Genomic DNA, 12,474 nt, shown 5'->3' with positions numbered 1-12,474 from the left:
GACGGCCCGCGTCGAGGAACTCCGTGCCTCCGTGGCGGGGCACGCGAGCGCATGTCCCCAAGGAGGGAACCGAGATGGCCGAAGCACAACAGGCCACCACCCGCCCGGCCGCCAAGAAGTCCGCCGCGGCGGCGCGGACCGCCGGCGCGACCCGGAGCACCGCGGCACGCCGGACCACGACCACGGCCACGGCGGCGGCCCGGAAGGCGCCGGCCGGCAAGGCGTCGCCCAGCGCGGCGGGCGCCGGGTCGGGGCGGTCCCCGGCCACCACGGCGACCGCGGCCAGGAGGACGGCCGCCGCGAAGAAGACGACCACGGCGGCGAAGAAGGCCCCGGCGAAGAAGACCACCACCAGGACGACGGCGAAGACGGCTCCGGCGACCAGGGCCACGGCGAAGAAGGCCCCCGCGAAGAAGGCCGCCACCCGGACCACGACCGCGGCGAAGAAGACCACCCCGGCCAGGACCACGACCGCGGCGAAGAAGACCACCGCGGCCAGGACCACGACTGCGGCGAAGAAGACCACCGCGGCCAGGACCACGGCGGGGGCGAAGAAGACGACCGCCGCGGCGAAGAAGACCACGGCCGGGGCGAAGAAGACGACCGCCGCGGCGAAGAAGACCACGGCCGCGAAGTCCGCGACCGCCGCCCGCAAGGTCACCTCCACCGGCCGCAAGGCCACCACCGCGGTCAAGAAGACCACCGGCGCGGCGAAGAAGACCACCGGCGCGAAGAAGACGACCACGGCGGCGAAGAAGGCCCCGGCGAAGAAGACCACCGCCAGGACGGCGCCGGCCTCGAAGACGACCGCCAAGAAGGCCCCCGCGAAGAAGGCCACCGCGACCTCCTCGACGACCGCGCGCAAGGCGGCGGCGAAGAAGGCGCCCGCGAAGAAGGTCACCGCCAAGAAGGTCACCGCCCGCAAGGCCCCTTCGCGTACGGCCACCGCCCGCGCCGCCGCGCCCGCCGCCGCCCGGTCCCGCGCCCGGAAGGCCACCGGCTGACCGTACGACGAACGCCGCCGCCACGCCGGAGAGCGGATCTTCCGCCGGGCTGCCAGGATTGACCCGTGGTCATCCGACGCGTAGTGGCGCCCCGTATCGACTTCGGCGCGCTGCGCCGTGAGCTGGGCCTGCCCGAGGGCTTCCCGGCCGCGGCGCAGCGCGAGGCGGACGAGGCGGCCGCCGCCGGGCCACCCGCCGGGGCCGACCGTACCGACGTCGCGTTCGTCACGGTCGACCCGGCGACCTCGCGCGACCTCGACCAGGCGATGCACCTCAGCCGCCGCCCCGGCGGGGGCTACCGGGTGCGGTACGCGATCGCCGACGTCGCCGCGCACGTGCGTCCCGGCGGCGCGCTGGAGGAGGAGACCTGGCGGCGCGGGCAGACCGTCTACCTGCCCGACGGCAACGTGCCGCTGCACCCGCACACGCTCAGCGAGGGCGCGGCCAGCCTGCTGCCCGACGTCGACCGGGCGGCGGTGGTGTGGACCATCGACCTCGACGGCGACGGCGCGACGGTCGCCGTCGCGCTGGAGCGCGCCCGGGTACGCAGCCGCGCCAAGCTCGACTACGTCGGGGTACAGGCCGCCGCCGACGCCGGGACGCTGCCCGAGCCGATCGCCCTGCTACCCGAGATCGGCGCCCTGCTGACCGAGCGTGGGCTGCGCCGGGGTGCGGTCAACCTGCCCCTGCCCGAGCAGGACGTCGAGCCCGACGGCGACGGCTGGCGGCTGGTGCTGCGCGGCCCGGTGCCGATGGAGGACCACAACGCGCAGATCTCGCTGCTCACCGGGATGGCCGCCGCCGACATCATGCTCGCCGGCGGGATCGGGCTGCTGCGGACGATGCCACCGCCGAAGCCGGAGGCGGTGGCCCGGCTGCGCGCCGCGGCCGCCCCGCTGGGCGTGCACTGGCCGGACGGGACCGGCGTCGGTGAGCTGCTGGTCGGGTTGGACGCCTCGCAGCCCCGGGCGGCGGCCTTCATCGACCAGGCGGCCGAGCTGATGCGGGGCGCGGCGTACACGGCCTTCGACGGCGCGCCGCCCGAGCAGCCCGGGCACGGCGGGGTGGCGGCCGCGTACGCCCACGTCACGGCCCCGCTGCGCCGGCTGGCCGACCGGTACGCCACGGAGGTCTGCCTGGCCCTGCACGAGGGGCGTGCGGTGCCCGACTGGGCCCGCGCGGCGTTGCCGAAGCTGCCCGAGGCGATGGCCACGACGGACCGCACGGCGGGCGCGGCCACCCGGGGCGCGATCGAACTGGCCGAGGCGGTGCTGCTGGAGCACCGGGTGGGGGAGACCTTCTCCGCCGCCGTGCTGGACGTCGACGCCCCGCCGAACGGGCAGCCGAAGCCGGGGCGGCAGCCCGGCGGCACGGTGGCGCTGGACGACCCGCCGGTACGCGCACGCTGCGTCGGCGACCTGCCGTTGGGTGAGCGGATCCGGGTCCGCCTGGTCACCGCCGACCCGGTGCGGCGCGCGGTGACCTTCGAGCGCGCCTGACCCCGCCCGCGCACCGCCCGGGTCGGGCATCCGCAGGCCGGGTGGCGGCAGGCCGGGCAGCGGGCATTGTCACAGCGCCGGACGCTGCTGGTGGGCGGGACGGTTTGCGAGGATGGCCGCATGGCTTACGACGCGACCACGCTGCCCGACGTCTCCGGGCTGACCGTCGGCATCATCGGTGGCACCGGCGACCAGGGGCGGGGTCTCGCCTACCGGTTCGCCCGGGCCGGGCAGACGGTGCTGATCGGTTCCCGTACCGCCGAGCGGGCCGCGCAGGCCGCCGCCGAGATCGCGGCGATGCCGGGGATGCCGGCCGGGGCCGAGGTGAGCGGGGCCGGCAACTCCGAGGTCGCCCGCCGCAGCGACGTGGTCGTCGTCGCGGTGCCCTGGGACGGGCACGCGGCCACCGTCGCCGAATTGGCCGAGCCGCTCGCCGGCAAGATCGTGGTGGACTGCGTCAACCCGCTCGGCTTCGACAAGCAGGGCCCGTACGCGCTGACCGTCGCCGAGGGCAGCGCCGTGCAGCAGGCTGCCGCCCTGCTGCCGGACTCCCGGGTCTGCGCGGCGTTCAACCACGTCAGTGCCCCGCTGCTGGCCGACCCGGAGATCGACCGGATCGACCTCGACGTGCTGATCTGCACCGAGGACCGGGAACTGGTCGACATCGTCGGTGCGCTGGCTGCTCGGATCCCCGGCATGCGCGGCATCTACGCCGGCCGGTTGCGCAACGCCCACCAGATCGAGGCGTTCACCGCCAACCTGATCGCCATCAACAAGCGCTACAAGGCGCACGCCGGCATCCGCGTCACCGACCTCTGAGCGCCGCACCGCCCGATCGTGGCAGGAGAGCGCCCCTTCCTGCCTTCCTGCCACGATCCGCGGGTGCCGACCGGCCGGCGTGCCGTGGCCGACGGGTACGGCTCAGAAGTTGAGGTCGACGCCGACCTTCTTGCAGGCGCCGTTGGCCTTCGTGCCGGCCTGCTGGAAGGCGGGGCTGTCCGCCGCCGTGGTCATGTCGGCGGCGGTAGCCACCTTGCCGGCCTCGGTGCCGAACGCGGTCAGCGCGGCGGCCACCTCGCTGCCGGAGTCGCCGGTCGCGGCGGTCGCCGCCATCCCCTTGGCCATGTCGGCGTACGCCTGCTTCAGCGCCGGCGTCGGATCGGCGCCCGACGACGCGGCCTTCACGACGGCGCTGCGCGAGTCGTCGGCGATCTTCTTCGCCGACTCGCAGAGCTTCTTGTCGGCTGCGGGATCCGCCGCGGCGGCGGAGGGGGACACGGACGGGGCCCCGGTGGTGGCGGACGCGGCGGCGGACGGCGAGGGCAACGTCACCGGCGACGGGTCCTCCCGCCACACGCGGAGAGCGCCACCACGGAGGCGCAGGCCAGGACAATGGTGAGGAAACGAGCACGATCCACGGGTGGGTACCCTAGCCGCTCCGCCCGGCTCGCGCGTGCCGCCCTCGGCGGAGACGGGCCAGCCCGGCCGGTGGACGGCGGGCCGACCGCCGTCCACCGGGCCCGTGGGCGTCAGAAGGTGTGCTCGGCGGCGGGGAACTCGCCGCCACGGACCTCGTCGGCGAAGCGGCGGGTCGCCTCGGTCAGCACGTCGGCCAGGTCGGCGTAGCGCTTGACGAACCGGGGCGCCCGGCCGGTGCGCAGACCGGCCATGTCCTGCCAGACCAGCACCTGGGCGTCGGTGTCCGGCCCGGCGCCGATACCGACGGTGGGGATGGGCAGCTCCGCGGTGATCCGCTTGGCCACCTCACCCGGCACCATCTCCAGCACCACCGCGAACGCGCCCGCCTCGGCCACCGCGTGCGCGTCGGCGAGCACCTCGTCGGCCGCGTCGCCGCGCCCCTGCACCCGGTAGCCGCCCAGGGTGTGCTCGCTCTGCGGGGTGAAGCCGACGTGGGCCATCACCGGGATGCCCGCGCCGACGATCGCGGAGATCTGCGCGGCGCAGCGCCGGCCGCCCTCCAGCTTCACGGCGTGGCAGCCGCCCTCCTTCATGAACCGCACCGCCGTGCGCAGCGCCTGCGTCGGCCCCTCCTCGTACGAGCCGAAGGGCAGGTCGCCGACGACCAGCGTCTGCCTCGTCGCCCGGACCACGGCCCGGACCAGCGGCAGCAGTTCCTCGGCGGTGACCGGCAGGGTGGTCTCGTAGCCGAAGACGTTGTTCGCCGCCGAGTCGCCGACCAGCAGCACCGGGATGCCGGCGGCGTCGAAGATGCCGGCCGTGTACTGGTCGTACGAGGTGAGCATCGACCAGCGCTCGCCGCGCTCCTTGGCGGCGATCAGGTCGCGGGTACGCACCCGTCGGGTGGCCGGTCCGCCGTAGAGGGCGGTCACCTCGGGCGGGGTGGACTCCACCATGACTGTCTCCTTTCCTCGAGGCCGCCTTCGCGGTCCCCGGGTTCCGCCGCGATCGTCGCACCGCGCCGGCCGCCGGCGGCAGGGTGGAGTGCAGGATTTCACTCCACCCCGCCGCTGCCGTCCGCGTCGCGCGCCCTCGCCGTGGCGGGAGCGGATCAGCCGTGCTCGCGCCAGCGGTTGGTGATCGGCAGCCGGCGGTCCCGGCCGAACGCCTTCATGGAGATCTTCGTGCCGGGGGCGGACTGCCGCCGCTTGTACTCGGCGATGTCCACCAGCCGGAGCACCTTGTCCACCACCGCCGGGTCGTGCCCGGAGGAGACCAGCCCGTCCCGGCCCAGGTCGCCGTCGACGTAGCCGATCAGGATCGGGTCGAGCACGTCGTACTCGGGCAGGCTGTCGCTGTCGAGCTGGCCGGGGCTCAGCTCCGCCGACGGCGGCTTGCCGATGGAGCTCTCCGGGATCGGCGGGGTCTGGCCCCGGGCGTCGGCGTCGGCGTTGCGCCACTTCGCCAGCCGCCAGATCAGCGTCTTCCAGACGTCCTTGACCGGGTTGAATCCGCCCACCGAGTCGCCGTACAGGGTCGAGTAGCCGACCGCCAGCTCGCTCTTGTTGCCGGTGGTGAGGACGAGGTGGCCCTCCTGGTTCGACAGCGCCATCAGGATCACGCCGCGCACCCGGGCCTGGAGGTTCTCCACCGCCACCCCGGACAGCGACAGGTTCGCCAGGAAGCCGTCCACCATCGGCTGGATCGGCTCGATCCGGTAGTCCAGGCCGGTCCGCTTGGCCAGGTCCTCGGCGTCGGCCCGGGAGTGCTCGGAGGAGTGCTGGCTGGGCAGGGAGACGCCGACGACCCGGTCCGGCCCGAGCGCGTCCACGGCGATCGCCGCCACCACCGCCGAGTCGATGCCGCCGGAGAGCCCGAGCACCACCGACGGGAAGCGGTTCTTGTTGACGTAGTCGCGCAGGCCCAGCACCAGCGCCTGCCAGACCTCGGCCTCGTCGGCGACCGGCGCCATCGTCCCGCCGTCGGCCGCCGGGCCCGCCGGGGCCGCCGGGATCGCCTCGACGCTACGCCGCAGCACCCGCATCCCGTCGGCCAGCTGCTCGGTCTCCGCGCCGACCGGGCCCGCCCCGGGCAGCTCGACGTCGTGCACCAGCAGGTGCTCGACGAACTGCGGGGCGCGGGTGAGCAGCGTGCCGTCGGCCGTCACGATCATCGAGTCGCCCTCGAAGACCAGCTCGTCCTGGCCGCCGACCATGTTGACGTACGCGATGGTGGCCCCGGCCTCGGCGGCCCGGCGGCGGACCAGCGGCAGTCGGACGTCGTCCTTGTTCAGCTCGTACGGCGAGCCGTTGATGTTGACGACCAGCCCCACGCCGGCCTGCCGGGCCACCGCGAACGGGCCGCCGGCCTGCCAGAGGTCCTCGCAGATGGTCAGCGCGACGTCCACGCCGCCGACGCGCACCACCGTCAGCGCGTCGCCGGGCACGAAGTAGCGGTCCTCGTCGAAGACGCCGTAGTTGGGCAGGTGGTGCTTGAAGTAGGTGGCGGCGATCCCGCCCCGGTGCAGCAGCGCGGCGGCGTTGCGCGCCCCCCGCCCCGGCTCGGCGTCCCCGGCGACCTGCGGGGGGCCGTCCGCGTCGAGGTAGCCGACCACCACCGGCAGGTCGCCGAGACCGTCGGCGGCGAGGTCCGCGGCGAGCCGCTCCAGCGCGGCCCTCGACGCCGCCACGAAGGAGCGGCGGAAGACCAGGTCCTCGACCGGGTAGCCGGTCAGCATCATCTCCGGGAAGGCGACGAGCTGCGCGCCGGCGTCGGCGGCCTTCCGGCTCCAGGAGCGGACCAGCTCGGCGTTGCCGGCGAGGTCGCCGACGGTCGGGTTGACCTGGGACAGGGCGAGACGCAGGGTGGGCATGTCCTCATCTTGCCCCAGCCGTCCGGCGCCGACCGGGCCGCTCCGGGGAGACGGCGGCCACCCCGGCGGGGCCGGGGACCGTCCGGCGGGACACGGCGGGACGGGCGGCGGCGGGTCGCGTAACGTCGGCGTAACGAGGCCCGGGGACACTGGGCGGTCAGGTCGGGTGAAGCCCGGTCGAAGGCGGACAAGAGTGTCGCGGAAGGTTGGGGAAGTGGACCGTCAGCAGGAGTTCGTCCTCCGTACGCTGGAAGAGCGCGACATCCGGTTCGTCCGGCTGTGGTTCACCGATGTGCTCGGCACCCTCAAGAGCGTGTCGGTGGCCCCCGCCGAGCTGGAGGCGGCCTTCGAGGAGGGCATCGGCTTCGACGGCTCGGCGATCGAGGGCTTCGCCCGGGTCTTCGAGTCCGACATGGTGGCCATGCCCGACCCGACCACCTTCCAGGTCTTCCCGTTCGAGGGTGGGGTCAGCGGCGAGAGCGCCCGGATGTTCTGCGACATCCTGCTGCCCGACGGCAGCCCGTCCTGGGCCGACCCGCGGCACGTGCTGCGCCGGATGCTGTCCAAGGCGGCCGAGAAGGGCTTCACCTTCTACACCCACCCCGAGATCGAGTTCTTCCTGCTGGAGAACGGCCCGATGGACGGCTCGGTGCCGACCCCGGTGGACACCGGCGGCTACTTCGAGCACACCACGCACGCCGTCGCGCGCGACTTCCGCCGCCAGGCCGTGCTCGCCCTGGAGCGGATCGGCATCTCGGTGGAGTTCAGCCACCACGAGGTCGCCCCCGGCCAGCAGGAGATCGACCTGCGCTACGCCGACGCGCTGACCACCGCCGACAACATCATGACGTTCCGGCACGTGGTCAAGGAGGTGGCGCTCTCCACCGGGGTGCAGGCCACCTTCATGCCGAAGCCCTTCACCGACCAGCCGGGCAGCGGCATGCACACCCACCTGTCGCTGTTCGAGGGGGAGCGCAACGCCTTCCACGACTCCGGCGACCCGATGAAGCTCTCCAAGGTGGCCAAGTCGTTCATCGCCGGCCTGCTCACCCACGCCCGGGAGTACACCGCGGTCACCAACCAGTGGGTCAACTCGTACAAGCGGCTCTTCCCGCAGGCGCTGCCGGACCGGATCACCGAGAGCCCGGCGTACGTCTGCTGGGGCCACCTGAACCGTTCCGCGCTGGTCCGGGTGCCCGCGTACGGCAAGCCGAACTCGGCCCGGGTGGAGGTCCGCTCGCCGGACTCGGCGACCAACCCGTACCTGGCCTTCGCGGTGATGCTCGGCGCCGGGCTCAAGGGCATCGAGGAGGGCTACGAGCTGCCGCCGGGCGCCGAGGACGACGTCTGGTCGCTGTCCAGCGCCGAGCGTCGGGCCATGGGGTACGAGGCCCTGCCGGAGAACCTGGCCGAGGCGATCGACGTGATGGCCGGCTCCGAGCTGGTCGCCGAGGTGCTCGGCGAGCACGTCTTCGACTTCTTCCTGCGCAACAAGCGCGCCGAGTGGGAGCAGTACCGCCGCGAGGTCACCCCGTACGAGCGGCAGCGCTACCTGTCCCTGTAGGCCGGTCCGCCTCGGCCGTGCGGGTCTGCCGTTGGTGGCGCGCGGGCGCTATCGTCTCGATCACCGTGCCGGCGCCCCTGCCGGACGAGGGTGGTCGGGAGGCAGTCGGTGCTGGAGGATCTGCTCAGCGGGGCGTGGCAGAGCGTGGTGTTCGGGGTGGTCGGAGTCGCCCTGATGGCCGCCGGGTTCCTGCTGGTCGACATGCTCACGCCCGGGAGGCTGCGGGAGCTGATCTGGGTGCGCCGCAACGGCAACGCCGCGCTGCTGCTGGCCGCCAACCAGCTCGGTATCGCCGGGATCGTCTTCACCGCGATCCTGACCAGCTACAGCGACTTCACCAAGGGGCTCGCCTCCACGGTGGTCTTCGGGCTGATCGGCCTGCTGATCATGGCGTTGGCGTTCTTCGTGCTCGACCTGCTCACCCCGGGCCGGCTCGGCGAGATCATCTGCTCGGACGAGCCGCACCCGGCGGCCCGGGTCAGCGCCGCCACCCACTTCGGCGCTGCGCTGATCGTCTGCGCCTGCATCGCCTGAGCGCGGGCTGTCGTACCCCCGGGCCTGGCCTGCCGGGGCCGGCCGCGCGGGGCCGCCGCGCTGCGCAAGCTGTTCGCGTGGCTGCCGGCCGCCGACGCGGCCGAGGCGCACCGGCGGACCCGGATTCTGGGGCGTGCTGTCGGGGGCGCGAGGTGGGGCGGGAGACGCTACAGACCTGATCGCATGGACGGATCGGACCGGGATGGTCGGCCGATCCATCCATACGATCAGGTCCGCAGCGTCCGACCACCGCGTCCTTCCCCACCGTCTTACGGTCGAGACCGTCGAGACCCGTCAGCTTGCTTCATGCCTCGAAAGGCATTCCCGCAGGTGCAAGCTCTTTCAGTGATCGGCCGCAAAACACTTCCCGTATGTCGATTGTGAACCTCTAGTTTCATCCCATTCAAGCTGGTAACTTCCTGGCACCGCGTTCGCAAGTTCTTGCAACGCCTTCAGTTACTTGCGCCCTCCGCATAGGCGTGAGTGTCAGGAGAGCCACCATGAGGCGGACAACCACCACCACCCGTCGCCGGTGGGGCGCGCTCGCGCTCGCCGCCGGCCTGGCCGCCGGCCTGCTGCCGCTGACGGCAGCGGCGGCGGCCGACACCGTCACCGTCTACTACCAGCCCCCGACGGCCTGGGGATCCTCGGTCAACATCCACTACGGCGTCGACGGCGCGGCCTGGACCCCGGTGCCCGGCGTCGCCATGGACGCCGCCTGCACCGGCTGGCGGCGCAAGACCATCGACCTGGGCGCGGCCGGCGGCCTCCAGGTCGTCTTCACCAACGGCGCCGGCGTCTGGGACAACAACAACGGCGCCAACTACCGGCTCGGCACCGGCACGGTCACCGTGGCCGCCGGGAAGATCGGCTCCGGCGACCCGTGCGCCACCTCGAGCCCGTCACCGAGCCCGTCGAGCAGCGCCGGCCCGTCGCCCGGCGAGGCCGCCGCCGAGGTGTACTACCACCTCGCGACGCGCGGGTGGAGCGCGGCGAACATCCACTACCGGCCGAACGGCGGCACCTGGACCACGGCGCCGGGCGTCGCCATGGAGGCGGCCTGCGCCGGCTGGGCGAAGCGGACGATCAGCCTCGGCGCCGCGACCGGGCTCACCGCCGCCTTCAACGACACCGCCGGCACCTGGGACAACAACAACGGGGCCGACTACACCATCGGCGCCGGCCGCAGCACGGTGAAGGCCGGTGTGGTCACCGCCAACGCCGCCGACCCCTGCGTGCCCGTCGCCCCCGACACCACCGCGCCGTCCGTGCCGGGCGGCCTCACCGCCGCCGCCGACGGGCTGTCGGCGACGCTGGCCTGGACCGCGTCGACCGACGACCGGGCGGTGACGGGGTACGAGCTCACCCGTACCGGCGGTGCGACCGGCACGGTCACCGTCACCACCACCGCCACCCGGTACGTCGCGTACGACCTCGCGCCGCGCACCGCGTACTCCTGGACCGTGCGCGCCCTCGACGCGGCCGGGAACCGGTCGGCGGCGAGCGCGCCCGCCACGGCGACCACCGGCGCCGCACCGCCGGTGGGTGGCTCGCCGCTCGGCGGCGACCCGCGTGAGGACAGCATCTACTTCGTGATGACCGCCCGCTTCGCCGACGGCGACGGCGGCAACAACCGGGGCGGCAGTCAGCACGTGAAGTCCGGCAACGCGGCCAACGACGACCCGATGTTCCGGGGCGACTTCAAGGGCCTGATCGACAAGCTGGACTACGTCAAGGCCCTCGGCTTCTCCGCGATCTGGATCACGCCGGTGGTGCTCAACCGCTCCGACTACGACCTCCACGGCTACCACGGCTGGGACTTCCACCGGGTCGACCCGCGCCTGGAGAGCCCGGGCGCGAGCTACCAGCAGTTGATCAACGCGGCGCACGCCAAGGGCATCAAGATATTCCAGGACGTGGTCTACAACCACAGCTCCCGCTGGGGCGCCAAGGGCCTGTTCACCCCCACCGTGTACGGCACCCGCGACGAGCAGTGGAAGTGGTGGTACGACCAGCCGCAGGCCGGCCGGGCGTACGACCCGATGGTCGAGCACGACGGGAACGACCCGACGCTGACCGCGGCGCAGAACGCCAAGGCCAAGGGTCGGCCGTACACCGGCGACCTGTGGTCGTCCACCGCGCCGGCCGGCAACCAGTGCCTGCGCTGGGGCACCCCGAACGGCTCCTACAGCCAGGAGGGATACACCGTCCACCACTGCCAGTGGCCCAGCCCGACCAGCAAGCTCTTCCCGGCCGACCTCTACCACCAGTGCTGGATCGGCAACTGGGAGGGCGAGGACTCCCGCAGTTGTTGGCTGCACGAGGACCTGGCCGACTTCAACACCGAGAACGCCACCGTGCAGCAGTACCTGATCGACGTCTACAACAAGTACATCGACATGGGGGTGGACGGCTTCCGGGTCGACACCGCCGTGCACATCCCCCGGGTCACCTGGAACCGGCGTTTCCTGCCGGCCATCCAGCAGCACGCCGTGGCCCGGCACGGCGAGAAGGGCAAGGACTTCTACGTCTTCGGCGAGGTCGCCGCGTTCGTCAACGACAAGTGGAACCGCGGCTCGGTCAACCACTCCGCGCAGTTCTTCACCTGGAAGGAGCGCAAGGAGTACAGCCCGGACGACGTCCGCGCCGCGATCGAGCAGTACGACTACGAGCAGCTGCTCGGCCCGAACGGTCAGCCCACCAGCGACAACGCCTTCCTGCGCGGCAACGCCTACCACGCGCCGGACCACTCGAAGTTCTCCGGCATGAACGTCATCGACATGCGGATGCACATGAACTTCGGCGACGCGCACAACGCCTTCGGCAACGGCAAGGACTCCGACGACAGCTACAACGACGCCACCTACAACGTCGTCTACGTCGACAGCCACGACTACGGGCCGAACAAGTCGAACACCCGCTACGCCGAGGGCACCGACGCCTGGGCGGAGAACATGAGCCTGATGTGGACGTTCCGGGGCGTCCCCACCCTCTACTACGGCTCGGAGATCGAGTTCCAGAAGGGCGCGAAGATCGACTGCGGGCCGACCTGCCCGCTCGCCACCACCGGCCGGGCCTACTACGGCGACCACCTCGCCGGCAGCGTCACCGCCAGCGACTTCGGGGTGGCCGGCAGCGCCAGCGGGGCCGTCGCGGCCACCCTGGACAAGCCGCTGGTCAAGCACGTACAGCGGCTCAACCGGATCCGCCGCGCCATCCCCGCCCTGCAGAAGGGGCAGTACTCGACCGAGGGGGTCAGCGGCGGCATGGCCTACAAGCGCCGGTACACCGGCGGCGGGGTGGACAGCTTCGCGCTGGTCACCGTCTCCGGGGGCGCGGCCTTCACCGGCGTGCCGAACGGCACGTACCGTGACGCCGTCACCGGGGACGTGAAGACCGTCACCAACGGCACCCTCACCGCCTCGGTCAGCGGCAAGGGCAACCTGCGCGTCTACGTGCTGGACCTGCCCGGCAACCCCGCGCCGGGCAAGATCGGCGCGGACGGGCCGTACCTGCGCTGACAGCGCACCCCGTCCGCCCGGACGGACGGTTCCGCTCCCGGTTCGCGGCGTGTCGCGGTGT

General features: G+C 72.9%; 9 protein-coding genes. 6 read left to right on the top strand and 3 right to left on the bottom strand.

The genetic code is table 11. The annotated features are described in order from the left end of the window. The first annotated feature begins 74 nt into the window (after positions 1 to 74). The 3 genes from ACPFP2_RS13905 (at position 75) to npdG (ending at position 3,322) form a co-directional block, all read left to right on the top strand. Positions 75 to 1,004 carry a histone gene (locus ACPFP2_RS13905; RefSeq protein WP_424089567.1) on the top strand — a complete coding sequence of 310 codons (930 nt, stop codon included), beginning with the start codon at positions 75 to 77 and terminating at the stop codon, positions 1,002 to 1,004. A gap of 65 nt (positions 1,005 to 1,069) precedes the next feature. After that, positions 1,070 to 2,503 (top strand): RNB domain-containing ribonuclease, encoded by a 1,434-nt coding sequence (locus tag ACPFP2_RS13900; protein ID WP_424089566.1) that lies wholly within the window; start codon positions 1,070 to 1,072, stop codon positions 2,501 to 2,503. Between the two features lie 120 nt (positions 2,504 to 2,623). Then, positions 2,624 to 3,322: an NADPH-dependent F420 reductase gene (npdG, locus tag ACPFP2_RS13895; RefSeq protein ID WP_424089565.1), complete on the top strand. Its 699-nt coding sequence runs from the start codon at positions 2,624 to 2,626 to the stop codon at positions 3,320 to 3,322. 102 nt (positions 3,323 to 3,424) lie between these two features. Here the strand turns inward: npdG and ACPFP2_RS13890 are convergent, their stop codons facing one another. From ACPFP2_RS13890 to ACPFP2_RS13880, 3 genes are all read right to left on the bottom strand, one after another. Beyond that, a complete protein-coding gene (locus ACPFP2_RS13890; RefSeq protein WP_424089564.1) occupies positions 3,425 to 3,835 on the bottom strand; it encodes a hypothetical protein in 411 nt (136 codons plus the stop codon). Between the two features lie 197 nt (positions 3,836 to 4,032). Further along, positions 4,033 to 4,878: a 3-methyl-2-oxobutanoate hydroxymethyltransferase gene (gene panB, locus ACPFP2_RS13885; protein ID WP_424089563.1), complete on the bottom strand. Its 846-nt coding sequence runs from the start codon at positions 4,876 to 4,878 to the stop codon at positions 4,033 to 4,035. A gap of 155 nt (positions 4,879 to 5,033) precedes the next feature. Beyond that, entirely contained in the window at positions 5,034 to 6,794 is a 1,761-nt protein-coding gene (locus tag ACPFP2_RS13880; protein WP_424089562.1) for an NAD+ synthase, read from the bottom strand. 214 nt (positions 6,795 to 7,008) lie between these two features. On the opposite strand from ACPFP2_RS13880, the gene glnA reads away from it, so the two are divergent. From glnA to ACPFP2_RS13865, 3 genes are all read left to right on the top strand, one after another. Beyond that, a complete protein-coding gene (gene glnA, locus ACPFP2_RS13875) occupies positions 7,009 to 8,358 on the top strand; it encodes a type I glutamate--ammonia ligase (RefSeq protein WP_088975400.1) in 1,350 nt (449 codons plus the stop codon). A gap of 108 nt (positions 8,359 to 8,466) precedes the next feature. Beyond that, the gene (locus ACPFP2_RS13870) at positions 8,467 to 8,892 is read left to right on the top strand and encodes a DUF350 domain-containing protein (protein ID WP_424089561.1); all 426 of its coding nucleotides are present in this window, start codon (positions 8,467 to 8,469) and stop codon (positions 8,890 to 8,892) included. Positions 8,893 to 9,392: 500 nt separating this feature from the next. Continuing rightward, a complete protein-coding gene (locus tag ACPFP2_RS13865; protein ID WP_424089560.1) occupies positions 9,393 to 12,413 on the top strand; it encodes a carbohydrate binding domain-containing protein in 3,021 nt (1,006 codons plus the stop codon). The last annotated feature ends 61 nt before the right edge of the window (positions 12,414 to 12,474 follow it).

It is taken from the genome of Micromonospora citrea (genome assembly GCF_049629545.1).
GTDB classification, from domain to species: Bacteria; Actinomycetota; Actinomycetes; order Mycobacteriales; family Micromonosporaceae; genus Micromonospora; species Micromonospora citrea_A.
This window is presented reverse-complemented; position numbering and strand designations above follow the sequence as displayed.